Below are 24,893 nucleotides of genomic sequence, written 5' to 3' on the forward strand. Positions count from 1 at the left end.
GAAAAGGGACAGAGATGGTATTCTCTGGTTTATCCCCTTTGAAAACCTGATTTAAAAAGTTCCACGTCAGTTTCGTGGAGCTTTTTTGTTAACAAGAAAAAATAATGAAGAATATTTTTACTGAGCGACTAAGAATTTTCACCTGGCATATTCACGGTAGCTATTTGCTCTATCTTTCTCAAGGTGATTATGATATATACATTCCGATTAATGGCGAAAGATCGACAGGTTATGTAGGCAGGGGAACTACTTATCCTTTTGGTGATAATGTGATTGAGGTTGATGCGGCAGAGGTTAAAAACCATGATTTCGATATCATTCTTTTTCAAACGGATGAAAATTATCTTAAAGATCAGTATGAAATATTATCCGAATCTCAGCGAACGTTACCCAAAATATACATTGAGCATGATCCTCCATGGGATCATCCTACAAATGCAAAACATCCTGTGACGCAGGATGACGTTTTGATTGTACATGTTACTCATTTTAATGCTTTAATGTGGGATTGCCGCGGCTTAAAAACCCGGGTAATATCACATGGCGTATTACCACAACAACCCATTTACACAGGTAATATACCAAAAGGAATTGTAGTCATTAACAATTTACCAACCCGAGGACGAATGCTTGGCCTGGATATATTTGAACAGGTAAGGGAGCGAATTCCTATTGATTTGGTAGGTATGGGCGCCGAAGATTATGGAATTGGAGAAGTGCTGCATCCACAGCTGCCTGATTTTATAGCACAATACCGGTTTTTCTTTAACCCCATTAGGTATACCAGTTTAGGCCTGGCGGTATGCGAAGCGATGATGATTGGTTTGCCAATTGTGGGTTTAGCAACAACAGAAATGGCTGTGCAAATTAAAAATGGCTATTCTGGGTTTGTTTCAACCGATGTTTCGCAGATGATCGATTTTATGCAAATGCTGCTCGAACAGCCTGTAAAAGCAAAAGAGCTGGGTTTAAACGCCCATCAACATGCCAGAGAACATTTTGATATTAAACGTTTTGTAAACGATTGGCAATCAACTTTCCAGGATGTTGTACGGAATGTAAACACTTATCAAATTACCTAACATGAAACCATCCTGATTTCTCAAACCACAAAGTGGGATGAATAAATCTGATAGCGGCCTCCGATAGGCATGGCTTCATCACCATTAAAACTAATTATATACTGATGGAAAACAAAATTGCATTTATAAGCGAGCATGCCTCACCGCTGGCACTATTAGGCGGTACAGATAATGGTGGTCAAAATGTATACGTAGCAGAACTGGCGATACAATTGGCAAAAAACGGTTATGAAGTTGATATTTTTACCAGAAGAGATAATCCTGGTGATCAGGAAATACACGAATTTGCACCAGGTGTTAGGGTTATTTTGGTTGCCGCCGGACCCGCTAAGGCCATACCAAAGGAAGAACTTTTGCCTTATATGCTTGATTTTCGCCGCGAAATGGAAAGATTTATAAGTGTAAATAAACTTAACTATGAACTGATCCACGCCAATTTCTTTATGTCGGGCTTGGTGGCTATGGAATTAAAGGAACGTTTGGATGTGCCTTTCGTAATTACCTTTCATGCTTTAGGTCATATCAGGTCTCTTCATCAAGGAATAATGGATAAATTTCCGGCAGAACGGATCGACCTTGAACGGTTAATTGTTAAAAATGCAGATAAAATTATTGCCGAATGCCCGCAAGATCAAGCTGATTTAATCAACTATTACCAGGCCGCCCCCGAAAAGATTTTAACGATTCCCTGTGGTTTCAATCCTGAACATTTTTTTCCAGTTTCAAAATCCGAATGCCGTTCATTACTCAATTTAAAAGATGATGAACACATTGTCTTGCAATTGGGAAGGATGGTGAGGCGTAAAGGAATTGATCATGTAATAGAGGCTTTTGCAAAAATCGACCATCAAAAGCCTAGCCGCTTAATTATAGTAGGCGGAGAGCAAGCTGATATTGAAAATGATGAAGAAAGGAACAGGCTTTTGCAGTTGGCAATTGATTTGGGCATTTCAGATAAAGTGATTTTCGCCGGTAGAAAAAATCGGGATGAATTAAAATACTATTACAGCGCAGCTGATGTTTTTCTCACCGTTCCCTGGTATGAACCATTTGGAATTACCCCGCTGGAATCGATGGCTTGTGGCACACCGGTAATCGGATCGAGAGTTGGAGGCATTAAACATACCGTAGTTGATGGCGTTACGGGTTATCTGGTAAACCCGAAAGATCCAGAAGCTTTAGCCAATAAACTTAATGGACTTTTATTCAATAAAGACCTGATTGATGAGATGAGTAGAAACGCTATTCAGCATGTAAATCAGTATTTTACCTGGCAGCAGGTAGCCGATATGATGGCTGATTGTTACGAAAGTATCAGCACAAGGAAAGTAGATATCCAGGAAACTGAATTAGGCATGATAGGTGCTGCTTTTGAGGAGGCTGCGGCGACCTTTCAAAAAACAGCAAAAACACTTTCATCAGAAATATCTTTAGCAGGATCAACAATAGCCAAAGCTTTAAAAGCAGGCAACAAAGTTCTGGTTTGCGGTAATGGTGGCAGTGCAGCCGAGAGTCAGCATTTTGTTGCTGAGTTGGTTGGGCGTTTTGAAGTGCCGCACCGCAAAGGGTTACCAGCCATTTCGCTTAATTCTGATACTGCAATAATTACCGCTTGGGCAAACGATTTTGGCTATGACGATGTATTCGCAAGGCAGGTGCAGGCATTTGGATGCGAGGGAGATATTCTGCTTTGTATGAGTACAAGTGGTAATTCGGACAACATTATAAAAGCCATGCAAATGGCCAGAAAAAAAGGAATGTTTTGCATTAATATGCTGGGCAAAAATGGGGGGAAATCAATTCATTTCGGGCACCTAAATCTTGTTGTTCCTTCAGATAGTACCCAAAGAATTCAAGAATTGCACCTTCATTTGGTTCATTTGCTGTGTACCATTATCGAAAATCGTTTGTTCAATGCACTTTATACCAATAAAACGGTGGCAAAAGAGCGGGCATTACCTGTAAATAGTCAGGATATAAGTACTGCAGGAACTTATTTAGTTAACGGCAGCAGACTTGGAAGTTATGGAAGCTAGCGCCGCAATTTTTTTGGATAAAGACGGAACACTGATCCCTGATATTCCCTATAATGTTGTGCCCGATAGGATTACTTTGAACGAACATGTTGCTGAAAGTTTATATGAATTACAAAAGAAATTTAAACTCATCGTCGTTTCAAATCAAGCTGGCGTGGCTAAAGGCTTATTTGAAATGGAAGACTTACAAGGCGTCCAAAACAAAATGATCAGCCTGTTTCAGGAATATCAGGTTAAAATTGATGGTTTCTACTTTTGTCCACATTACCCAAGCGGTAAAATTGAACGTTATGCCAAAGTTTGTAATTGCCGAAAACCAAAACCCGGAATGCTGGTGGAAGCGGCAAGAACGCATAACATAGATTTATCACAAAGCTGGATGATTGGTGATATTTTGAATGATGTGCAGGCTGGGAAATCAGTGGGCTGCAAAGCGATTTTGATTGATAACGGAAACGAAACTGAATGGGATTTGCAAAGTAGTGAACATCGTGTTCCAGATTATATTGCTGCTGATTTTGGTGCGGCAACCGCTTTCATCAATCGTTTTGAAAGTGGTTTTCATCCACATAGTGATATAGAATTGAATAAAAATTTATTTTAAGCATCATGATTTCTGAAGAGATAAATCTTATAAAAAAGTTCAAATCAAAAAAAATTCTGGTGATTGGCGAGTTGATTATTGATGCCTATTTTAAGGGAAGCTGCAACCGGATTGCGCCAGAAGCCAGCGTTCCGGTTATCGATATTCAAGAAAAGAAATATTGCCTTGGCGGCGCAGCAAATGTTGCGGCCAATCTATCTGCCTTAGGCGCCGAAGTGTTTTTTATAAGTGTTTGCGGCAATGATGAACATGCTGAAATGGCGTTTAAGCTGTTAGCATCAGCAGGAATTAAATCAAACCTAATCATCAAAGCAGAAAAAAGATCAACCTTATTTAAAACCCGAATAAGCTCTGATAGTCAACTATTGGTTCGCTTTGACGAAGGCTCAACTGCGCTATTGGATAACGATACGGAACAACTGGTGATCCAGCAGTTCAAAAGTATCTACTCCGAAATAGATGGAGTTTTTATTGCCGATTATGGCAAAGGGATATTGGGCAGAAACCTGATTGACGAGATTGGCAAGCTTAATGCCACAGGTCGTAAAATTATCGCAATAGACAGCAAAAATACCGAGCAGTATTTTCATATCAAACCCAACCTCCTAAAGCCTAATTATCAGGAAGCAGCGACTTTGATGGATTATAAAAGTTCCATCAGACCAGCCCTTGAAGAAATGTACACCTGGGGAGAATCGCTCTACCGAAAAACTGCGGCTGAAACTATTTTTCTAACTTTAGATGAGCAAGGGGTTTGTGTGTTTGATCAAGGAAAATTTAGGTTTCACAAAGCTGTGCCAGCTGTCGCAAATCCTAGTGTAAGTGGTGCCGGCGATACATTTTTGGCTACAGCTATGATGGCTTTTGCCAGTGGTGCCAATTTATCAAGTATAACAGATTTAGCCATTACCGCTGCTCACCAGGTGGTGTCAAAACCTCAAACTGCTGTGCTAAATTTAGCCGAATGGATGCAAGGATTTTCTTCCAAAAGCAAATTAATGGGAAATCAGAAATACATTCGTGAAGCGATAGCACTTTTGAAAATGCAAGGTAAAAAGATTGTATTTACCAATGGCTGTTTCGATATTCTTCATAGCGGACATGTAAGTTATTTGAAAGGAGCAAAAGCCCGCGGCGATGTGTTGATCGTTGGACTGAATAATGATGAAAGCATTAAGAGATTGAAAGGAGAAAGCCGGCCAATAAATAAACTTCAAGATAGGGTAGAGGTGCTTTCTGAGCTAAGCTGCATCGACTTTATTATTCCATTCGGGAAGGCGGGGGACGATACGCCAAAATCACTGCTGAAGCTGGTAAAGCCGAACGTTTTTGTTAAAGGTGGCGATTATCAGGGTAAATATCTTCCTGAAGGAGAGATACTCAAAAAAATGGGTTGTGAGATAATTTTTTTGCCAATGGTGGCCGATCGCTCTACTACGAAAACGATTAGTAAAATAAGGGAAAGCAGTGCCTTTGTTTCCGCCATAACCGTTAACTGATGAATTTTAGCGATTGCAAAAACGTGTTGGTCATTCGGCCCGATAATATGGGCGATTTGCTCATGTCTAGTCCAGCTATTCGAGCCTTAAAAAATGTTTCCAACTGCAAGATTACTGTGCTTTGTTCGGCTAAAGCTGCGCCTGTAGCTGGAATGATAGCAGAAATTGATGCCACTATCGTATTTGATCTTCCCTGGTTAAAATTCGAAACTCCGCAGAACGAAAATTTAACTGCTTTAATAGATCGCTTGAAGAAAAAATCTTTCGATGCCTGTGTGGTTTTCAACGTCTATAGTCAAAATCCGGCTCCTTGCCTCATGCTTGCTTACCTGGCAGAGATTCCGCTACGGGCGGCTTATTCGAAAGAGAACCTCTATGGTTTACTTACCCATTGGTTGCCCGATGATGAACCTTTTTTTACCATCCGTCATCAGGTTGAGCGGGATTTGAACCTGGCTGGCTTTTTAGGTGGAGAGATCACAAATAAGCAGATCAGCATAAAAGAGCCATCAGTAGCAATACAGGCGCAGGTGATGAGTGATTTCGAATTATCTCCTGCTGGTTATTTTGTTTTGCATGCAGGTGTATCCGAAAAAAAGCGGCAGTATCCTAAATCACATTGGATAGAAATTGGAAATATGCTTTATGAAAAATATCGCCTGCCTATTGTGCTTACAGGATCAAAGGAGGAGACTGAGTTTAACGATTCACTTGCAGAAGAAATAGCTGGTAAGGTATTAAATTTAGCTGGAAAGTTAGATTTAGCAGGCTTAGCTGCAATCATTAAACAGGCCAAGTGTATGGTTAGCGTTAACACAGGCCCCATGCATTTGGCCGTTGCGTATCAAAAACCGTTGATCGCTTTGTATGCACAAAGCAATCCGCAACATAAACCCTATCACACTTTACACAGCGTTCTGGAATACTCTGTTCCTGTAACTTTACAAAGCTCCAATCAAATTATCCGTTTCGTTAACAATAAATTGTATCAGCAGTTTATCCCTTATCCGAGTCCGCAAGAGGTAATTGATGCGCTTGATTCGGTACTGCGAGAAGCAAGTGATCAATAACGGCTTGTTTTACGGTTTCAAAATTTGGCGACTTCGTCCAATCTATGGTATGATGGATGGATCGGTCGGTGGGCGCCCATCGCTCTGGCTCTCCATCCATGCTAATAATTACACTTTTTACTTTGAGGCCTGCCGCGATATGTGATATGCCGGTGCAATTGGCAACCAAACCTGATGATTTTTTAAGCAAAACCCCTAATGTGCCTAAATCTGTTTTTCCTGTTAAGTTAAGTGGCTTTTGTCGCATTTCGCAGCTAACGTTGAAGGCCAGTTCTGCCTCATCTTTCGTGCCCGTTAAAACAATTTGAAAGCCATGGGCAAAACACAAATCTGCAATTTGAGCAAAATAAGAAGCAGGCCATTGACGCCACGCCGCTCTCGAGCCAGGATGGATGCAAATATATTTCTCCGTAAGGGGAAATTGCTGTGCTTCAAACCTTTTATAATCATCATCAAAAAGTGGATATTCCATTTCGGTATCAGCTACTTTAAGTCCCAAAGCGGATATTAATTTAAGGTGGCGAGTGCATTCATGATCAAAATTTGGATAACGCATCATTAAAGGATTACTAATCAGCTCATCTTCATCGATAGAAAAGCCAGCCAGATTTTTTGGCTCTAGTTTAGCCAGCATATCATTAACGATGGTGCCATTTCCCTGCATTTGAAGAATCAAATCATAATATTTATGGTGGATTTCTTCTGAAAACCTTTTAAATTCACTCTCGTCGAAATCCTGTTCAGGCAAACCTGGATAACCAGGAAATGGGATAAACTCATCAAAATAAGTAGAAAAACGTTCAATCAAGCTTTTGCTTCCGGGCAAACCAATGTAACTGATATGCGCTGCCGGAAAATTTAGCCTTAAATTTCTTAAAGCTGGAATACTGCATAAAATATCGCCCAGCTGTAGTGCCCTAAAAACTGCAATTTGCCTTATTTCGTTTCTGTTCGATAACATTAAAAAAGTAATTTTCTAAATTTCAACATGCCATATCCTCTCCAATAGACAGAGAGAAATGGAATCAGCAAAGAAGTAACCAGCATTTCTGATAGGTGCCCTGCTGACTTTTGAGTGTGCTTAATACGCCTGAGGAAAAAGCCACCCAGCGGTAAGAGCATTAGAATAATAGCAAGTTTAGCCAAGTTTTTATGTCCAGTGCTCAGTGCTACTATCGAAAGCAAAAAGAGTAAAATGATCAGGTAGTAATTCAATATTGATTGATGAATTTTCTGCCTGTATAATTCAGGATACTTTTTGAAAAGCAGCACATCATACAAGCCTTTCTTTTGTTCTTTTAAACTTACGCCCCATTTTGCCGATCGTACTGGGTGGACAACAACAGCAGCGTTGTTTCGCCAAATAGGGATTTTATTTTGAATCAGCTTAAATTCTAAATCAGAGTCTTCCCGCCACGCTAAACCAAAACGTTCATCAAAACCACCAACCTCTATTAATGCCTGTTTGGTACATGCGCAATTTGCCGTTATAAAGGCAGCTGTTTCTAAACCTGCCGTATTCATTTCAAAATCACTGGGCTTTTCGGGCAGCGGAACGACAGTTCTGCCAGTGTAGGCCACCATTTTTTCGAAGTGATAATCTTCCAGAATTTTGCTTAACCAATTTTCATCAGGCAAGCAATCATCATCTGTAAAAGCAGTTAGCTCGTACTTTGCTTGCAGCCATCCTAAATTCCGGGCAGCAGCCGGGCCTTTTTTGGTGCTGGTATGTAGTAAAGACAGGTTTAGCCTGAAATTTTTTAACTGGAGCAATTCATCGTCTGTTGCGGAGTAAGGCCCATCATGTACCACTAAAATCTCGAAGTCTTCCGCGTTTAAGGTTTGTCTTTCTAACGCCGATAAACATTTAAGCAGTAATTTCGGCCTGTTGTAAGTTGGAATAACGACTGATATTTTTTTCTGCATCATTTTTTAAGATTAAAAAAGAACCCATAATTAAAGCATCGAATGGTGAACCCCAGAAACACTCCACTGCATCTCTGGGAGTGCATACAATGGGTTTTCCTAAAGTATTAAAAGAAGTATTGACCAAAACCGGGACACCAGTTTTCTCTTTGAAAGCTTTTAATAAAGCGTAGTAAGCCGGATGTTGATCCTGGTTGATGGTTTGAATTCTCGCCGTTCCGTCGGTATGCCTTACCGCTGGGATTTTATCTGCCGCTTCGGGCAATACATCGTGTACGAAAAGCATAAAGGGCGATTTTTGCGCATCTTTAAACCAAAGATGGGCCTCTTCTTCGAGCACTACGGGTGCCACTGGTCTAAAATCTTCACGATCTTTTACTTCATTTAACCGTGCCTGCATTTGTGGTGAAATGGGCGACGCAAGAATTGATCTGCTTCCTAACGCTCTCGGGCCAAACTCCATTCTCCCCTGGAACCAGCCAATAATCATATCTTTTGCAAGTAATTCGGCAGTCTCTTGTGCGGGATTTTCCATTTTTTGATAAGGTATTTTTGCAAGTTTCAAAAAGGCCTCGCTTTCATCATCAGAAAATGAAGGACCCCAATACACATGATCCATTATAAAATCGCGTTGCTTTGGTTTACGTTCCTGCAAATCAACATAGATCGCTGCGCCAAGCGCCGTTCCCGAATCGCCAGCTGCCGGCTGTACCCAAACCTGGTCGAAATTGCTTAGATCGCGGATCCGAGCATTGAGTACGCAATTGAGCGCAACGCCACCTGCCATCACTAAATTCTTACTTTTTGTGGTGCTCTGAAGATAATTAACCAGTTCTAACGCCGATTCTTCCAGCACATATTGTAGCGAACGGGCCAGATCAAAATGAAATGCCGTAAATGGCTCATGCCTTAAGCGTGCAGGACCAAACCTCGCGGTGAGGTTTTCATTTTCGATAGTATATTGTCCATTCTTTCCAAGTTGGATGATCTCTCTGAAATCCTTGATAAATTCTGGTTTTCCATACGAGGCCAAAGCCATCACTTTATATTCATCAGAAGAATGAAGGAAGCCCAAATGTGTCGTTAAATTTTCATAAAGTAGACCTAGCGAATGAGGTAGCGGCACTTCACTTATCCGCAGCATTTCGGTTCCAGTGCCAATTCCATAGGTTGTAGAGGTCGTTTCTCCACGTCCATCCAAAGTTAAAATGGCAGCCTCATTAAAAGGAGATGGGTAATAAGCGCTTGCAGCGTGAGCCGTATGATGCTCTACGAAATGCCACTGCCAATCGTTCACAGTGCTGCCGTAAAAACGCTTTTGCAAATGGTGAGGCCATCCATCAACCAACTGTGCGGGCGCATTTAAAATCAATGATAAGAATAAATTATCCCAGGGATTTGTATGGCTAGCCTGCTGAAATTTTTGTGGCGCAAAAGGGATTTTGCAGTAAGCATCCTGCGCTTGCCCTTCCGGAATTAATAAATAAGGGTCGAAAGAATATGCAATATGATCGACATCTTTTAAATGAATGCCGGCAACTTTAAGACAATAATCGATCGCGTGAAAAGGTAGCTCGTAGGTGCTAAATGGGATAGGGCGTTTGCCATGTTTAAAATGAGTAAAACGCTCTTCTTCTGCGGCAGCTAAGAGCTGGCCATTTTTTAATATACAAGCTGATGAATCGTGGAAAACAGCGTTGATGCCAAGTACATACATTAAATTAAAGTTTTGAGTGATTGAAAATGATTGACTAGAGTTTCTGAAATTGTACTATCATCAGAAACTATTTGGGAAATAAAACACTGTAAAATTCTTCCTTCATAACTTGAATCTAAGTTATAGAAGCAACACGATCTCAATTTGGAAAGTTTAGTTTGAACTCCTCTCAAAATCAAACCATTTAAATAAGTTTTTTTCGCAACCAGTTGTTGTACAGCGTTTTGTATGATTATTCAATTATCTGTTGCGATAAAAACAAGTATTTTTTAGGAAGATTTCAGTATAAAACACAAGGAGGTGTGTTCCATTCTACGGAGGCTTTACACACTAAAACAATGCAATTAGTCATTAATCATTTTTTGTAAATCGAGCGCATTCATTGCCGCATAAGCATCCTGATCATTATCGAAATAGAAATAAACCTGTTTTTTTTCTGCCAGCCATTTTTTAGCCAGCTGTGCCCATTCGGTCAGCTGTTTTTGATCATATTTCCCTTGATATTTATCTCCAGGGCCATGCAGCCTGACGTAAACAAAATTGGCAGTGGTTAAAATTGGCGATTGATGCCCTGCCAGATGGTATATGCAGAAGGCGCAGTTATGTTGCTCAAGCAGGTCGTAAACAGCAGGGGTATACCATGAACTTTCTCTAAACTCAAAAGTATATTGAAAACCTTTGGGTAGCATTTTCAGAAAAGAATCTAAGCGCTCGATATTTAGTTTCCATTTTGGAGGAAGCTGAAAAAGTATCGGACCCAGCTTTTCGCCCAATGCAGCACAGGCATCGAGGAAATTATTGACATCGACGGTTGTCACTTTCAGCTTTTTTAAATGGGTAAAATAGCGATTGGCTTTTACTGCAAAAATAAAATCATCGGGCACGCTATCTCGCCAGGCTTCGAAATTGGCCTTTTTTGGCTGGCGGTAAAAGGAATTATTTAGTTCAACTGTTTTAAACTTCGAAGTATAATATTCCAGCTGATCCTTTTTTTTAAGATCAGCCGGATAAAAAATATTCTCCCAATGCGGATAATGCCAGCCTGAGGTGCCAATGAAAGCTCTTTCTGGTTGCATATTATTAGGTTAAATAATCTTCAGGCCTGTAGAACTGAAATAATAAGCTTTAGTGGTTGGCACTCAGCAATTACTCATTTCCATTGAAATTAAACAGGCTCTTCATTGATACAACCGTCAAAAATTATTCTGGTTTTGGCAAATTGCAATTGAATAGGTCATTGGGTGGTTTATCAGCATTTAATTAAAATCGCCGCTAACGTTTCTGATATTGTAATTTTTAAGGTATTTCCTGAGCAGCGCCCGGGCCATGTGGATATGCGTTTTTATGGTTCCTAAAGGCAAATTAAGTTCTTCGGCTATTTCACTGTACTTATATCCTTCAACGTAGGCAATAAACGGCAATCTGTAGCTGTCGGGCAATAAACTGAGTGCCTTTTCGATATCTTGAATCATGAGTTTTCCTGCAGATTCATTGGCAACAGCGCCAAGCAACATGGAGGAGTCTGCTAAATCATCGCTACTACTCATTATCGCTCTTTTTTTAGCCACCTTCCGATAGGAATTGATGAATGTATTGCGCATAATCATGAATAGCCATCCTTTGAAATTGGTACCTTCTTCAAATTTTTTACTAAAACGAAAAGCTTTAATCAGGGTCTCTTGCACAAGGTCGTCTGCATCATCTAAATTCTTTGTAAATTTTAATGCATTTGACCTAAGCCTGCCCATTTGATTACTGATGTGATCTGAAAATTCTATAGCGTCCATGTGGTTCGATTTTAGCTAATCAGCCACAAAGGGTATTCCACAGAAATCAGAAAAAAGCTTCGGTGTAAATACCCTTTTGGCTATAAATGATGCTTATCGCTTACAAAACGCCATATTTCAGCCATTGCTTCAACTCCTAAAATATAACAAATCGGTATTTCGCTTAGCGCTACAAGTATTTCTACTTCTTAAAGTTGTATCAAAAATCTACACTAGTATATGAGCATTGTGTAATATATCGGCAGTTTAAATTAATTTAAAAAGCCATTTACTACGGCAAAGCGGATTAAGGCGGCAGTATTTTTCGAGCCTGTTTTATCGATGAGCATTTGCCTGTGCCCTTCAACTGTTCTTTTGCTTAAAAATAGTTTATCGGCCATTTCCTGATTGGTAAATCCCTCAGCAATTAGATGCAAAACTTCAATCTCCCGCATGGATAAATCAATGCGTTGGTTAGCCAGTTCTGATTGCTGCACCAGGTTTTGGGTAAAACGATCGAGTAATTTTTGCGACAGCTCTGTACAAAGATATTTGGTGCCATTATTCACTGTTTTTAGGGCAAAAAGCATTTCATCTTCATTTACATTTTTTAAAAGATAACCGCAGCTTCCTTCTAAAAATGCCTGAGCCACATATTTTTCATTATCGAGCATAGATAACACAATGGCTTTAACAGAAGGGAAATCTGTTTTAAGCTTTTTGATCAATTCAATTCCATCCATTTCTGGCATGTTGATATCGGTGAGTACAATATCCGGTTGCATGCCAGAATGGAGTAAATCAAGCACTTCCAATCCATTTCTCGCTTCGGCAATCACTTCCACTCCAGGCTGCGCTTCCAATAATAATTTAATGCCGTTCCTTACGATCACGTGATCTTCGGCAAGTATAATCTTTAACATAATTCCATCTATTCGATAGGTTTACTCACCAATTCGAGCATTCCTTTTAGTCTTTCTATGTGGTCTTTTAACTCTGAAGCTCTTCTGGTTTGATCTTGTGCCAAACTTACAGGTTGTTCCAGTTTTAAACGATTGGTGAGAATGAAATTGCGGCGTTCCTCCATCATTCTTATCGCCACCCACAGCGTTTCCTCTGTTTTTTCGATATACTTTTGCTGTAAAACATGATCAGTAAATGAATGTCCGGTAAAGCAGCGGTACCTGATGTTGGCCTGCTCCTCAATTTTGGTTAATACGCCACCACAATCCGGGCAGGTTAATGCCGTAGCTTCACCAAGTTCGCTGGTTTGTTCGTAACCACTTACCATCCGTATGGTTATTTCTGATTCTTTTTTTAGCTTTTCAGAAACTGAAGAAGGCTCGCAGGCTTCTCTTGTATAAATATCTGATAAAATAAAACCCATATCTACTAAAGGTACTCTATAGTCAACATCAATGTTATTGATTACGCTGGTTGGCATATCGGCAAATTCGGCCTCATCTGGTTCCTGTACAATACATTTTCCTCCAGCTTCTTTAATGGCGATCATGCCCGATGTACCATCATCTAATAAACCTGTAAGGATAATCCCGGTTACGCAAGAATCGTAAGCGGCGGCTGCGGTGCGGAAAAGAACATCGATAGCGGGGCGCCAATAGTTTTCCTTTGCTCCCTTTGTTATCGAAATGGTGCCTTTGGTAATCACCATATGTGCATCGATAGGAGCGAGGTAAGCTTTTCCTTTTGCTATAGGCGTATTATTTTCAGGGATTTGTACTGATACATTCGAATGTCGGTTTAATATCGAAAGTACCGTAAGCGGATTAGCGTCCCTGCTTAAATGAATAACGATAAATATCGCTGCATCTATATCATGAGGAAGTGTAGAGAGTAATTTGGATACTGCAGAGATTCCTCCGGCAGATGCGCCAATTACAATAATATTTCTGATTTCCTGTTTATCCATTGAATTTTAATTTTAATCTTTTGCTGGAAAGGAAATTGCGAAGTGTGCTCCTTTCTCATTTTTGATTTCTATTTTTCCGTTTAGTAATGAAACCCTGTTTTTAATTCCTCGTAAACCCGATCCTTGTTTAAAGGAGTCTTCCAGGTTGTGGGCAAAGCCTTGTCCTTCATCTTTAACAACAATATTTACCTCATCTTTTTCCATGCACAAATTCACGGTTGCACTATTGGTGCCGGAGTGTTTAATGCTATTGTTTAACAGTTCTTGTATAATGCGGAAAGTGTAGAGTTGCGTTTCTTTGCTTAATGAGTTACTTCGTTTATCTATGGTGGTATTTACTTTAAACCCGATCTGGTTAAGGCGTTGTACCATATCATTTATCCCTGCGGTAAAACCGAAATCTTTTAAGATAGATGGTGTGAGTTCTACAGATATTGTTCTGAGCTCGTTGATAGCTTCATTGAGCATGAAGTTAATGTTATCAAATTCGCCACCTATTACCTTTTGCTTGTTTAGGCGGCCAAGGTTAAAACGGATTCCATAAAGGGTTTGGCAAACGCTATCATGCAGGGCCGCACTTATTCTCGATCGTTCTTTTTCCTGTGCCTCAATAGCTGCCTTGCGCAACATTCGGCGGTTAAATTTTTCGTTTTCTTCGGCTATTTCCAGGTTTCGTACCCGATCTGTTATATCAGTTAAAATACCCGCAAAGTAGCTTTCGCCATAAAGCGGATGTACCGCCTTGCCTTTTACCAGAATAATTTTTGGTGTTTTTCTATGTTGCTTTAATCTGAGCTGAAGATCAATTTCAAGATTATCGACACAGTTGGAGAACAAAAAATCAAGCTTCGGTCGGTCTTCTTCAACAAATAAATGAGTAAGTGACAGTAAATCGGGTTGCTCAACGCCGTTGTTAATGTTCAGTATATCTTTGCTATACCCATCTAAAAAGATCGCTTTACCTCTTGCTTTAACCATCCAGGTGCCCGTAAGTGAGGCCTTTAAGGTCTGGTTAAGCCGCTCGGTGGTTTCCCACAAAGCCTGTTGCGATTTTTTGGTCTGTGTAACATCAGTGATCGTAACATAATAAGAATTGTAACCATATAAAGCTGATGTTCCTTTAATTCCATCGAGCTGCACATATTTGGTTAAGGTGTTCTTCGTTTTAATTCTAACCTCGCAACTTAAACGCTCCTCTGCTGTTGCTAAATCTGCAAAGAAAGCATTAAACGTATGGAGCGAATCTTTAACAATAAACGCTTCGAATTTTGTGCCGCTTATACTTCCCCGGGGGATATATAAAAGTGATGAACCCGTTTGGTTAATTTCCCGGATGAAACCATCTTCATCTAAAATAAGGTAACCAACGGGTGCTGCATTAAATAATTCTCCAAATTTCATTCGCTCAATTTCGAGCGATTGGTGTGACGCTTTTAATTCTTCGTTTTGTAATTGCAGCTCGAGTTCATAAAGCTCAAGCTCATTAAATAATCTAACCGACTCTTCTTCATTCCCATTGCCAATTGCCGAACTTTTTAACAACAGTTGTTCGGCCCTTGCTCTAAGCGCACCAGAAACCGTTTCGGTAGTTATGGTATCCTTATTTTTCAATTTATTTTTCCTTAAACTTAAGTATCAAAAGGTCCAGTCCATCTGCGTCAGCTGTAGTCCTTTGTATTGATATTTCTAAATTCAACAAGCCAATGCCGTTGAAATGATGTTGTTCATAAAATTTTTCTTCAACAGGTACTGGTACAGATAGTTTTTCTGCCAACAGTTCCATATTCCATTTATTACTAACAATTTCTAAAAAAGAAAGTTCTCTGATTTCTGAAACCATGAGGTGAAACAGGCTTGAAAAAGATTTATTGCAGGCCAATACTTTTCTTTCAGAATCTAAAATTACGGTAGCTTCAGAAAATTGATCAATTACACTTTGGGTATATTTTAATAAGCCCTGAATTTGCCCGGTTAATGATTTTAACGGTGTTATTTTAGTAAACGTAAGTACTGCACCACTAATAAAGTTATCCATTGTGCGGTAAGGCATAATGCGAAGATTATACCAGTCATTTTTTTTCGTTTTCACCTCCAGCTCGCGTCCATTTAAAGTAGAAATTACTTCGTTTATGGTTTTTTCGATGGCCGGATATTCGAAATTCGATACAATGTGGGTAATCGACCGGCCAACATCCGAAAGAATTACATTGAAGAGTTTGGTAACCTGGGGCGTAAAACGAAGGATATTCAGTTGATTATCTAAAAATATAGTACCTATCTCGATATTATCAAGCAGGTTTTTCATGTCGTTATTTAACTGCGTTAATTCTTCGGCCTTGGTTTGATATTGAAGATTGATCGTCATCAGCTCTTCATTAAGCGATTGCATTTCTTCTTTTGTGGTTAAAGCCTCTTCGTTGGTACTTTGTAATTCTTCATTGGTACTCTGGAGTTCCTCATTGGTTGATTTAAGCTCCTCCAGAGAGGTTTCCATTTGTTCTATAGTGGTGTGTAACTGTTGCTTGGTATAGCTTAATTCTTTTTCCAGTTCTTCTACTACAGCTTCGCTCACATTATGGGTTGGCTTAGTTTTACGCGTCGTTTTTTTTGCAACACTTTCGTGAAAAGTAACCAATAACATGCCCTGCAATGCCATTTCATGAATGTAATCGACCACAATACTGACTACCAGTTGTTTATCCTGATCTTTGAGTTTAAGATCGTTAACTTCTATCCGGCTTTTTCTTGCATGCGCCTGATGTATCGCATTGCCCAACACGTATTTCAATTCCTCCCGAATCATTCGGTGAATATTCATCACCGCTTCGCCGGGATGTAATTGGATAAACCTTTGGGTAGAACCATTGATATAAAGTATTTCGCCTTTATCGTTTAACAGCAGCGATGGGGGAGTATAATTATCGAGCAAAACCTTGTTGAAATGTTCTGCTATCGGGTGCTGCTTGCCACCTTTTGTGCTACTTTCTGATTTTACCAATTTATCCTGATTGGCAATATGAAACGGAAAATCGAGTAGCTTGCCCATGGATGGAACACCTTCTTTCCGTTCGAAAATTTTCCACTTCGAATCGATGTTATTAAAAAATTCCTGAAAACCACTCACCGATTCGGCAGGACCTAAAAATAAAAGTCCGTTCACATTTAGTGAATAGTGGAAGATGGGAATGATTTTCCGCTGCAGCTCGGTAGTGAGGTAAATCATCACATTGCGGCAGCAAAGTAGATCTAAACGGGTAAAAGGCGCATCTTTAATCAGGTTATGTTGTGCAAATACAATCATTTCCCTAATTTCTTTTTTCACTACATAGCCGTTGTTCTTTTTTATAAAAAAGCGCTCGAGGCGCTGCGGACTAAGCTCTGAAACAATGTTTGAAAAATAAAAGCCAGCTCTGGCCACTTCAATCGCATTGGAATCTAAATCTGTAGCAAAAATTTGCGCTTTGGGTTTACGCTTTAAATCAAGTGCATCCAGGTATTCGGTTAAAATAATGGCAATAGTGTAAGCTTCTTCTCCGGTTGAACATCCCGCAACCCATACCCGAATGGGCTCATCGGCATTTTTGCGTCTCAGCTGTGGGTAAATCTGATCGCGTAGCTGGTCGAACGCGTGCCTATCTCTAAAAAATTTAGTTACCCCGATTAAAAGCTCATTAAACAGCACATCAATCTCCAAAGGGTTTTCCCGTAAATAATTTACATAATGTTCATAATCTGCTAATTGATGAAAAGCAATGCGGCGCTCAATTCGCCTGGATATGGTGTTCTTTTTGTACAAACTAAAATCATGGCCCGTATGCGAGCGTAAAAGCATGATTATTTTTTGAATGTGAACTTTATTGCTTTTATCAAAATCGATATCTTCTAACGAAACGCCCAGGGCAGGGTGATTTAAGTATTTTATCAACTTGCCGGGCATTTCTTCCGGAAACAGAATGTAATCTGCCTGGTAGGTTTTAATGGAAGCCAGCGGCATACTTGCAAATTCAGCACTTTCGGGGTTCTGAATCATGGTCATGCCCAGTTTTTCTTTGATCATTCGCACCCCTGTTTCTCCATCGGCACCTAAGCCAGAGAAAACAATGCCGACGGCCATATTCCACTGATCTTCTGCTAAACTTTGAAAAAAGTGATCGATACACATGTGCGCACCTTTTTCTCGATTGGCCTGAAATAACAACAAATGGCGATCGTGGATGCCTATATCGTAATTGCATGGAGATAAATAAACGTTATTTGGCGCTACTTTTACCCCATCCACTGCTTCAGATACCTGCATATCTGTAAAAGATTGCAGTGCCCCGAGATAATCGAAGGGATCGTTCTCATCCTGATGGATTACAGCAACGAAAGCCATGCCCGAATCGAGAGGCATGTGTTTAAAAAACTGTTCAAATGCAGGCAATGATCCGCTTGCGCCGCCAAGACCTATGATGGGAAAAGCATCAACTTCAATTTTTGTCAAATCTCCTTCACCTTTTATCTGCAATCGCTCCAGGTTTATTGTACCTTGTTTTTTCATTTTTGAATGACTGTGTTTTCCCTTCATGGCGCTAATTTAATCCATTAAAATTAATCGCTGCGATTTTGTTGAAGGTTTTATACTTGGATTTTAATTTAAACTATGCCTTAATTATAACCAGGAACGCACATGTTTTTGATTAAAATCCCTTGATTGAGATAGCGTTTCATTACAGAGATTATTAGGAAAAAGATGGATGATTTTTTTTAAAAAAAGCAATGCGACAAGATAAATATTCCTTTAAAGAATAAAGTACTTGTTTTTTACTAGGTACTAAACGCAAGTATGTGCGGGTACAAATACGGGTGTAATATATTTTTCAATTTTGGTGTAAGCGAAAAAAGTTATTGAATAGGATGTTCTCATATTGAAGCTTTATTGATAAAGGGATAGATATTATAGATGATTAGATTTTCATTTGCTCAAGAGAGTAGATCAAGATCGTTTTTATTGTATTGAGATTCATTAGTTAGGTGCGTCCCTTCTTAGTACGATTAGCCTATCAACCATTCTGGTTAATTTATTATAATCGAAAGGCTTAAAAATGATACCATCTGCTTTACAGGAAATGTCGTCCACCTGCGATTCTAACAAAGCAGTAATTAACATAATCGGAATATGCCCGGTATCACGATTTCTTTTGACGAGGTTGCATAAATCTCTGCCATCAGCTACATCCAGAATAATATCCATCACAATTAAATCGGGCTTGAAATTTTCAATGGAGTCATTTAACAGATCAGCCTGATTAATATTTTTAACTTGATGGTTTTGTTCTTCCAATACCAGTTGTATTACGTCAGCATTGCCTAAATCGTTATCTAATACTAATATTTTCGACATTCACTTCTATTTGGAATATAAAAATAACGAATTATCCGCTAAATATATCCCTTGCGATAACATTCAGTATTCATCCTAAAAAATTGCGTATTTAAACTTAGTAGATGAGGCCTGAAAGTGAGATATTGAATTTTCGATCAACTTAAACGAGATGTTTTTATGGAATAGGAGCGTTAAGGAACTATTTCAAAAGCGTAATCGCTTACTGAACTGAATTTATTCCGCCGCAAAACGAAATTAAATCTCACCAGATTGAGAAAAAAAACTCTGCGTTTTTTGGAGGCAAGGGAAAACCAGCATTTTACCTCATAAACATTGGTTTGCCCGTTTGTTGTTGTAGGTGTTCATCAATTAATTCACCAATTTTAGCAATATCGGCAGGAAGGAAAATGTTGTTGTGACTAGATTTCCATATTTTGCCTGCTTTGTAAATGGTGCCAACATTCTGCCCTTGTTTTAATAGCACAAATAAATAATCATCTTCAGCATCTTGTTCGCAAACAATTCTTTCTGTTTTGCCCCAATTTTTATAGCGATAATCGATTCGTATTCTATTTAATTTGCTCATAGTTGTAATGCAAGATAACAATAGGTTATCATCAGAACAACCTGTAGTGCTAAAAGTTTTGGAAATCGCTTGTCTAATAACCGGATAAAATATGACTCAAATCAATTTTATAATGTGATATTTTTAAAACCTTTCTATTTTTTATCGGGTTTTTTAAACGATGTATAATCCGTTTATTAAATAATATAAGACGATGACAGAAGAAAATAAAAATGCGCAAGATCCATCCGATCAGTATCCGAAGCCACCATTTCCTAAACAAGATCAGCAGCCACCAGGAACAGAGTCTGATCTTGAACCGAAAGCCGATCATGGAGAAGAATCATATAAAGGCAGCGGTAAATTAACAGGTAAAAAAGCCATTATTACCGGTGGCGACTCAGGAATTGGCCGAGCGGTGGCGATTGCTTTTGCCCGCGAAGGTGCTGATGTGTTAATTAGTTATTTAGATGATAGTGAAGATGAAGATGCAAAAACTACGGCTAAATATGTGGAAGAGGCAGGGAGAAAAGCAGTTCTGGTTAAAGGAGATATTCAGGATGAATCGCATTGCCAATCGATTATTGATAGTGCCATCAGTGAATTGGGTGGCCTGGATATTTTGGTTAACAATGCCGCTTTTCAAATGGCCAGAAAATCATTAAGCGAAATTCCGAGTGAAGAGTGGGAGCGTACGTTTCGCACCAATATTACCGCGATGTTTTTTCTATGCAAGGCTGCAGAACCTCACCTTAAACCAGGTAGCAGTATCATCAATACTACTTCGGTAAATGCTTATTCGCCAAGCGAGCAACTTTTACCCTACGCGGCAACCAAGGGTGCCATTCAAAATTTTACCGCAAACCTCAGCCAGATTTTACTAATGAATGGAAAAGGAATCCGTGTAAACGCGGTGGCTCCAGGTCCAATTTGGACACCATTAATACCATCTACCATTCCTGAACATGAAGAATTTGGAAAAGATACACCAATGGAACGTGCCGGACAACCTGCAGAGGTAGCGCCAGCGTATGTATTCCTGGCATCCAATGATGCGAGTTATATTGCCGGAGCCACTATCCCGGTAACCGGTGGTAGAATAACGATTTAAATAAAGTGATTTAGTTATAATGAAAAAGAGGCCCTAAAAAGCCTCTTTTTTGTGTTAATCCTTTCTTAGTTGCAGGCCAGCAGCAATCTATCCGTCTGGAAAGATTAGGCCCTGCCTTCGCAATGGCGATCATTCTGCGATCACTTGATTTTAACTATGAATCAGTTTTGGTTACTGCCTGTACCCAGGTTTTATTTTTACAGTGCTTGCAGCCACCATTCCGGTTTAAATTTTCGTCAGTTTTAAAAGCACCACACTTATCACAAACCATTAAATCTGTTTTTTGGTGAGCCTGGATGGAGAAGGCTTCATCCCAAACAGGTATGACGGAAAGTCCCGGGCTTGGATCAGGATTTTCTACCAAGCTAAAAAAACCTCCTGCTTCAAAATATAAACGGCCAACCATACCCAAATGACTAATTCCTTCCGATCGGAGTTGTGCAAAAATGCGTTCGGTGCTTACTCTGGTAGCCAGCATGGTATCGAGCTCCAGAACGCCATCCTTTACTAAAGTATCGAATTTATCTTGTGTAATAGATTCAAATTTTCTGTTAACTGCGGCTTTCCATGCGATAAACATTTGGTAGCTAACAATGATAATGGCAATAACCACGGCAGGAAGCAAACCCCTATCTGGACTCATCAACGGAACACCAATTGCTGCCGCCAGCGAAGCCACCGCTGCCATTTCATTTCTGCTTAATTGAGATGACATTCTTTTGCCCATCATCCGCATAGAAAGCATTAATAAGATATAGATCACCGTTACCCGAATAATCACTTCGATAAAGAAATGATAGGGTACATCGCCAAATAAAATGCGATGAATATCAGTTATATTAATTTCGTACTCTTTCATGTTATTTGGCAATTACGGCGGTAACCCAATCTTTTGCGCCACAGTGATCGCAATTCTTATCTATATCACTTTTTGATTTTGCACTGTTCCCACAATTTAAACAGACTTTTTCATCCTGTTTAATTGCAAATTGATCCACATGGTCTTTTTCACCTGGTGGTAACAATAACAAACCTGGTTTGGGTGATGGATATTTAAATATGGAAAATAAGCCAGAAGCTTCCAGGTAAACCCGGTTAATTTCGCCCAGGTTGTAAATTTTCTGGCACCGCAATTCTGCCAGTAGCTGATCTCTGGAAATTTTCATGCTTGCCAAACGATCTACAGCAATTACGCCATCGGCAACCAAAAGGCTTTCACGCCCTTGAGTAATACGCTCAACAACCTTGCTTTTCAAAGCAAAATAATTCAGTCCTCTTTGAAAAATTACGGCACAAACCAATACCACTAATCCCTGCAACAAACCCCTGTCGGGCATCTGCATCGGTACAGAAATAATTGCCCCGAGTGTAAGCATTACCGCCAGTTCGGATATCGTTAACTGACCGCCCATGCGCTTACCCAATAAACGTAGCGTAACCAGTAACAGTAAATAAACAATCATGGTTCTAACGAGCACCTCGATTAAAAATGAGGGTGGTGCAATGCCAAAAAGCATGCGATGCCAATCTCCCCAATGAATTTCTTCTTGTTTCATGATTGAATGAATTTGAATTATTTAGAATAGCTGAAGGTTTTGTTTATTGAAATTCCATTTGGGTTGCGCTCCTGAATGGCATTGAAAACGTCGGTTACTGTTTGGGCCTTCAACTTTCCATAAACAGTAATGGTATTGCCTTTTAAATCAGCCCAGGCTTGCGGGTGTTTGGCCAATATACTGTCAGTTTGTTGTTTCAGGGAAAAATTATCGCTTATCAGCACCGGGCAAATCATAATGTGCTCATCAATGTTTTTAATTACGTGGATGCTCTTTAGCTTTTGCATCACCGCCAATTTTGATTTTGTAGTTGGGCAGTTCCCCCAAATGGTCAGCTTCCTTTCGTTTACTGTAAAATGAAGACCGGCGAAATTTACGTCCTCCTTTGCTTTCATGGTAATATCGGCCTTAATTTGCTGGTCTCTTTGATAAGAATTGCAGCCGGTAGCCATCATAAATATAGTCAGCGCAAGCAAAAGGCTTTGCTTGCAGGTAAGTTTTTGTCGCATACATTTAGGTATCTTGAAATATCTTGTTGGTAATGTTTTATAAACCAATGCTTTGTATAGAAAACAGCTTTAAAAGACCGCTGGTTTTGCGAAAAACAACGAAGTTTATACGCATAAAAAAAACAGCGGTTTTTCCGCTGTCTTGTAAGCACCTATAAAAGTCCTGCGATTCCATTTGTGGGTGCTTTCCATTTTAGCACTGAGATTTTTCCTCTCGAATCGCGACTATAAGTTGCATTTGCTGGAGCTTCCATTATACGGTCGATTTCTGCCGCCTGCACCATTGGCTCCAATTTGTCGTTTCTGTTTGCTATGGAGATTCTATCCCTTCGAGCATTTCTTTTCTGCTTTTCCATAATCTGTTATACTTTATAATTTAAAAACCATCAGATTTATTCTACTGTTTGGGATGTTTTTATTTCAGGTATTCTATTCATTTAAAAGGTTACGGGGCGGGTATTTTTTACATTTCAAATAAGTAGGTGTGGCGAAAACTACTTCTCAAAATAATGTGTTGTTTTAAGAGCAAGTTGTAAATACGAATCTCTAAATGAATAAACAACCTTCAGAACTGTGGTGGAAAGAAACCATCATTTATCAGATTTATCCCCGATCGTTTAAAGACACTAATAGCGATGGTATTGGAGACATTAACGGCATCATAGAAAAGTTAGATTACCTAACCTGGCTTGGAATAGAAAGTATCTGGATTTCTCCTATTTATCCATCACCTATGGCAGATTTTGGATATGATATTGCCGACTACCGAAATGTTGATCCCATATTTGGTAACCTTGAACATTTCGATCATTTGCTTCGTGAAGTCCATTCCAGAGGAATGAAGCTGATTCTGGATTTTGTGCCCAACCACACCTCCGATCAACATCCGTGGTTTTTAGCCTCAAAATCGTCAATAGATGATCCCAAACGTGATTGGTATATCTGGAAAGATGCCGCTTCAGAAGGTAATGTTCCAAATAATTGGCTGGCCATGTTTGGGGGAAGTGCCTGGGAATGGCATGAGCCTACAAAACAATATTATTATCATGGTTTTTTGGCCGAGCAACCCGATTTAAACTGGAGAAATGAGGCGGTAGTGGAAGCCATGTTAAACGAAATGAAATTTTGGCTGGATAAAGGCGTAGATGGGTTTCGCGTGGATGTGATTTGGCATATGATAAAAGATCTGTTGCTGAGAGATAACCCTGCTAACCCGGATTATACCCCCGATATGGCCACCTACAATAAGCTTTTGCCTGTTTTTTCTACCGATCAACCCGAGGTGCACCAGATTATTTCGAAAATGCGCCACCTGTTGAATAGCTATGAGGATAGGATGATGATTGGGGAGATTTACTTGCCGATTCAAAAATTAATGGCCTATTATGGCGCTGATGATGATGGTGCGCACATGCCATTTAATTTTCTATTATTGGATACACCCTGGAACCCTGAAGCCATTGGCCTGGCCATCGATCTTTATGAAGGTGCCTTGCCCGAAAATGGATGGCCAAACTGGGTACTGGGAAATCACGACCAGCGGAGAATATTAAGCAAAGTTGGCGCAGCCCAGGCAAGGGTGGCGGCAGTTTTACTGTTAACCCTGAGGGGAACGCCCACCATGTATTACGGAGATGAGATCGGAATGGAAGATGTGATGATCCCTAAAGAGGAGATAAAAGATCCGCAGGGATTAAATATGCCCGATAAAAATTTAAGCAGAGATCCGGCCCGTACGCCAATGCAATGGGATGATAGTGACAATGGAGGTTTTAGTGATACAAAACCATGGTTGCGTTTAGCTGGAAATTATCAGCTTATCAATGTAGAAGCACAAAAACAAGATGCTCAATCGATGCTAATGTTATACAAAAACCTCATCGCATTAAGGCAATCTACTCCGATTTTAAAATATGGAAATTACCGGCCTGTAATTAAAACAGCGCAACTTCTGGCCTACATCCGCGAAGTTGATGAAGAAAACGGCTACTTAGTCGTACTAAACTTTAGCCATTCGCCAGCGGAATTTAACACTGACAAATCTTATTCAGGCGAAGTTGTGCTTTCAACTGTAGAAGGTATTGCAAATAAATTTTTCAGTGCCGGTTATTTGCTAGGAGCTGATGAAGCTTTGATTATAAAATTGACTTGACATTT

22 protein-coding genes are annotated in these 24,893 nt (G+C 39.7%); 7 read left to right on the top strand and 15 right to left on the bottom strand.

The window, feature by feature from the left end; all coding sequences use genetic code 11:
* The first annotated feature begins 104 nt into the window (after positions 1-104).
* The 5 genes from ACZZZK_RS18210 to ACZZZK_RS18230 all read left to right on the top strand — a co-directional run bounded on the left by ACZZZK_RS18210 (position 105) and on the right by ACZZZK_RS18230 (position 6,291).
* Positions 105-1,082 (top strand): glycosyltransferase family 4 protein, encoded by a 978-nt coding sequence (locus ACZZZK_RS18210; protein WP_463485359.1) that lies wholly within the window; start codon positions 105-107, stop codon positions 1,080-1,082.
* Positions 1,083-1,186: 104 nt separating this feature from the next.
* Positions 1,187-3,118, top strand: a complete 1,932-nt coding sequence (locus ACZZZK_RS18215; protein ID WP_463485360.1) for a glycosyltransferase — start codon at positions 1,187-1,189, stop codon at positions 3,116-3,118.
* On the top strand, positions 3,108-3,722 hold the full coding sequence (locus tag ACZZZK_RS18220) for a D-glycero-alpha-D-manno-heptose-1,7-bisphosphate 7-phosphatase (protein ID WP_463485361.1): 615 nt from the start codon (positions 3,108-3,110) through the stop codon (positions 3,720-3,722). Before ACZZZK_RS18215 ends, ACZZZK_RS18220 begins: the two co-directional genes overlap by 11 nt.
* Positions 3,723-3,727: 5 nt before the next feature.
* Positions 3,728-5,221: a D-glycero-beta-D-manno-heptose 1-phosphate adenylyltransferase gene (gene rfaE2 / locus ACZZZK_RS18225; protein ID WP_463485362.1), complete on the top strand. Its 1,494-nt coding sequence runs from the start codon at positions 3,728-3,730 to the stop codon at positions 5,219-5,221.
* Positions 5,221-6,291 carry a glycosyltransferase family 9 protein gene (locus ACZZZK_RS18230; RefSeq protein ID WP_463485363.1) on the top strand — a complete coding sequence of 357 codons (1,071 nt, stop codon included), beginning with the start codon at positions 5,221-5,223 and terminating at the stop codon, positions 6,289-6,291. The genes rfaE2 and ACZZZK_RS18230 overlap by 1 nt, the downstream gene beginning before the upstream one ends.
* Here the strand turns inward: ACZZZK_RS18230 and ACZZZK_RS18235 are convergent.
* The 11 genes from ACZZZK_RS18235 to ACZZZK_RS18285 all read right to left on the bottom strand — a co-directional run bounded on the left by ACZZZK_RS18235 (position 6,218) and on the right by ACZZZK_RS18285 (position 19,581).
* Entirely contained in the window at positions 6,218-7,252 is a 1,035-nt protein-coding gene (locus ACZZZK_RS18235) for a glycosyltransferase family 9 protein (protein WP_463485364.1), read from the bottom strand. The two genes, ACZZZK_RS18230 and ACZZZK_RS18235, sit on opposite strands and share 74 nt — an antisense overlap.
* Complete coding sequence (locus tag ACZZZK_RS18240) at positions 7,252-8,220, bottom strand: glycosyltransferase family 2 protein (protein ID WP_463485365.1); 969 nt, start codon at positions 8,218-8,220, stop codon at positions 7,252-7,254. The genes ACZZZK_RS18235 and ACZZZK_RS18240 overlap by 1 nt, the downstream gene beginning before the upstream one ends.
* Positions 8,159-9,934 (bottom strand): carbamoyltransferase family protein, encoded by a 1,776-nt coding sequence (locus tag ACZZZK_RS18245; protein WP_463485366.1) that lies wholly within the window; start codon positions 9,932-9,934, stop codon positions 8,159-8,161. The genes ACZZZK_RS18240 and ACZZZK_RS18245 overlap by 62 nt, the downstream gene beginning before the upstream one ends.
* A 344-nt stretch (positions 9,935-10,278) precedes the next feature.
* Positions 10,279-11,010: a DUF72 domain-containing protein gene (locus ACZZZK_RS18250; RefSeq protein ID WP_463485367.1), complete on the bottom strand. Its 732-nt coding sequence runs from the start codon at positions 11,008-11,010 to the stop codon at positions 10,279-10,281.
* Positions 11,011-11,190: 180 nt separating this feature from the next.
* Positions 11,191-11,721, bottom strand: coding sequence for an RNA polymerase sigma factor (locus ACZZZK_RS18255; protein ID WP_463485368.1), 531 nt, complete (start codon positions 11,719-11,721; stop codon positions 11,191-11,193).
* 251 nt (positions 11,722-11,972) lie between these two features.
* Positions 11,973-12,623, bottom strand: coding sequence for a response regulator transcription factor (locus ACZZZK_RS18260; RefSeq protein ID WP_463485369.1), 651 nt, complete (start codon positions 12,621-12,623; stop codon positions 11,973-11,975).
* An 8-nt stretch (positions 12,624-12,631) separates the two neighbouring features.
* Positions 12,632-13,630, bottom strand: a complete 999-nt coding sequence (locus tag ACZZZK_RS18265) for a chemotaxis protein CheB (protein ID WP_463485370.1) — start codon at positions 13,628-13,630, stop codon at positions 12,632-12,634.
* Positions 13,631-13,642: 12 nt separating this feature from the next.
* Positions 13,643-15,241 (bottom strand): PAS domain-containing sensor histidine kinase, encoded by a 1,599-nt coding sequence (locus ACZZZK_RS18270; RefSeq protein ID WP_463485371.1) that lies wholly within the window; start codon positions 15,239-15,241, stop codon positions 13,643-13,645.
* 1 nt (position 15,242) lies between these two features.
* Positions 15,243-18,197 (bottom strand): CheR family methyltransferase, encoded by a 2,955-nt coding sequence (locus ACZZZK_RS18275; protein ID WP_463485372.1) that lies wholly within the window; start codon positions 18,195-18,197, stop codon positions 15,243-15,245.
* A gap of 438 nt (positions 18,198-18,635) precedes the next feature.
* On the bottom strand, positions 18,636-19,013 hold the full coding sequence (locus ACZZZK_RS18280; RefSeq protein ID WP_463485373.1) for a response regulator: 378 nt from the start codon (positions 19,011-19,013) through the stop codon (positions 18,636-18,638).
* 301 nt (positions 19,014-19,314) lie between these two features.
* The gene (locus ACZZZK_RS18285) at positions 19,315-19,581 is read right to left on the bottom strand and encodes a hypothetical protein (RefSeq protein ID WP_463485374.1); all 267 of its coding nucleotides are present in this window, start codon (positions 19,579-19,581) and stop codon (positions 19,315-19,317) included.
* A gap of 193 nt (positions 19,582-19,774) precedes the next feature.
* On the opposite strand from ACZZZK_RS18285, the gene ACZZZK_RS18290 reads away from it, so the two are divergent.
* Positions 19,775-20,671: an SDR family oxidoreductase gene (locus ACZZZK_RS18290; protein WP_463485375.1), complete on the top strand. Its 897-nt coding sequence runs from the start codon at positions 19,775-19,777 to the stop codon at positions 20,669-20,671.
* A 154-nt stretch (positions 20,672-20,825) separates the two neighbouring features.
* On the opposite strand, the gene ACZZZK_RS18295 is transcribed toward ACZZZK_RS18290, so the two are convergent.
* From ACZZZK_RS18295 to ACZZZK_RS18310, 4 genes are all read right to left on the bottom strand, one after another.
* Positions 20,826-21,530: a DUF421 domain-containing protein gene (locus ACZZZK_RS18295; protein WP_463485376.1), complete on the bottom strand. Its 705-nt coding sequence runs from the start codon at positions 21,528-21,530 to the stop codon at positions 20,826-20,828.
* Position 21,531: 1 nt separating this feature from the next.
* On the bottom strand, positions 21,532-22,227 hold the full coding sequence (locus ACZZZK_RS18300; RefSeq protein ID WP_463485377.1) for a DUF421 domain-containing protein: 696 nt from the start codon (positions 22,225-22,227) through the stop codon (positions 21,532-21,534).
* Between the two features lie 17 nt (positions 22,228-22,244).
* Positions 22,245-22,736 (bottom strand): hypothetical protein, encoded by a 492-nt coding sequence (locus tag ACZZZK_RS18305; RefSeq protein ID WP_463485378.1) that lies wholly within the window; start codon positions 22,734-22,736, stop codon positions 22,245-22,247.
* A 152-nt stretch (positions 22,737-22,888) separates the two neighbouring features.
* Complete coding sequence (locus tag ACZZZK_RS18310) at positions 22,889-23,092, bottom strand: hypothetical protein (RefSeq protein ID WP_463485379.1); 204 nt, start codon at positions 23,090-23,092, stop codon at positions 22,889-22,891.
* A 194-nt stretch (positions 23,093-23,286) separates the two neighbouring features.
* On the opposite strand from ACZZZK_RS18310, the gene ACZZZK_RS18315 reads away from it, so the two are divergent.
* Entirely contained in the window at positions 23,287-24,888 is a 1,602-nt protein-coding gene (locus ACZZZK_RS18315; RefSeq protein WP_463485380.1) for an alpha-amylase family glycosyl hydrolase, read from the top strand.
* Positions 24,889-24,893 lie beyond the last annotated feature (5 nt).

The organism is Pedobacter sp. AC163 (genome assembly GCF_979258665.1).

What these genes read in the sequence shown, in the direction of transcription:
- ACZZZK_RS18260 (WP_463485369.1), bottom strand. Translation starts at nt 12,623, where the DNA reads ATGTTAAAGATTATACTTGCCGAAGATCACGTGATCGTAAGGAACGGC.
- rfaE2 (WP_463485362.1), top strand. Translation starts at nt 3,728, where the DNA reads ATGATTTCTGAAGAGATAAATCTTATAAAAAAGTTCAAATCAAAAAAA.
- ACZZZK_RS18295 (WP_463485376.1), bottom strand. Translation starts at nt 21,530, where the DNA reads ATGAAAGAGTACGAAATTAATATAACTGATATTCATCGCATTTTATTT.
- ACZZZK_RS18220 (WP_463485361.1), top strand. Translation starts at nt 3,108, where the DNA reads ATGGAAGCTAGCGCCGCAATTTTTTTGGATAAAGACGGAACACTGATC.
- ACZZZK_RS18250 (WP_463485367.1), bottom strand. Translation starts at nt 11,010, where the DNA reads ATGCAACCAGAAAGAGCTTTCATTGGCACCTCAGGCTGGCATTATCCG.
- ACZZZK_RS18275 (WP_463485372.1), bottom strand. Translation starts at nt 18,197, where the DNA reads ATGAAGGGAAAACACAGTCATTCAAAAATGAAAAAACAAGGTACAATA.
- ACZZZK_RS18235 (WP_463485364.1), bottom strand. Translation starts at nt 7,252, where the DNA reads ATGTTATCGAACAGAAACGAAATAAGGCAAATTGCAGTTTTTAGGGCA.
- ACZZZK_RS18285 (WP_463485374.1), bottom strand. Translation starts at nt 19,581, where the DNA reads ATGAGCAAATTAAATAGAATACGAATCGATTATCGCTATAAAAATTGG.
- ACZZZK_RS18215 (WP_463485360.1), top strand. Translation starts at nt 1,187, where the DNA reads ATGGAAAACAAAATTGCATTTATAAGCGAGCATGCCTCACCGCTGGCA.
- ACZZZK_RS18245 (WP_463485366.1), bottom strand. Translation starts at nt 9,934, where the DNA reads ATGTATGTACTTGGCATCAACGCTGTTTTCCACGATTCATCAGCTTGT.
- ACZZZK_RS18315 (WP_463485380.1), top strand. Translation starts at nt 23,287, where the DNA reads ATGAATAAACAACCTTCAGAACTGTGGTGGAAAGAAACCATCATTTAT.
- ACZZZK_RS18265 (WP_463485370.1), bottom strand. Translation starts at nt 13,630, where the DNA reads ATGGATAAACAGGAAATCAGAAATATTATTGTAATTGGCGCATCTGCC.
- ACZZZK_RS18310 (WP_463485379.1), bottom strand. Translation starts at nt 23,092, where the DNA reads ATGGAAAAGCAGAAAAGAAATGCTCGAAGGGATAGAATCTCCATAGCA.
- ACZZZK_RS18240 (WP_463485365.1), bottom strand. Translation starts at nt 8,220, where the DNA reads ATGATGCAGAAAAAAATATCAGTCGTTATTCCAACTTACAACAGGCCG.
- ACZZZK_RS18290 (WP_463485375.1), top strand. Translation starts at nt 19,775, where the DNA reads ATGACAGAAGAAAATAAAAATGCGCAAGATCCATCCGATCAGTATCCG.
- ACZZZK_RS18300 (WP_463485377.1), bottom strand. Translation starts at nt 22,227, where the DNA reads ATGAAACAAGAAGAAATTCATTGGGGAGATTGGCATCGCATGCTTTTT.
- ACZZZK_RS18255 (WP_463485368.1), bottom strand. Translation starts at nt 11,721, where the DNA reads ATGGACGCTATAGAATTTTCAGATCACATCAGTAATCAAATGGGCAGG.
- ACZZZK_RS18305 (WP_463485378.1), bottom strand. Translation starts at nt 22,736, where the DNA reads ATGCGACAAAAACTTACCTGCAAGCAAAGCCTTTTGCTTGCGCTGACT.
- ACZZZK_RS18210 (WP_463485359.1), top strand. Translation starts at nt 105, where the DNA reads ATGAAGAATATTTTTACTGAGCGACTAAGAATTTTCACCTGGCATATT.
- ACZZZK_RS18280 (WP_463485373.1), bottom strand. Translation starts at nt 19,013, where the DNA reads ATGTCGAAAATATTAGTATTAGATAACGATTTAGGCAATGCTGACGTA.
- ACZZZK_RS18230 (WP_463485363.1), top strand. Translation starts at nt 5,221, where the DNA reads ATGAATTTTAGCGATTGCAAAAACGTGTTGGTCATTCGGCCCGATAAT.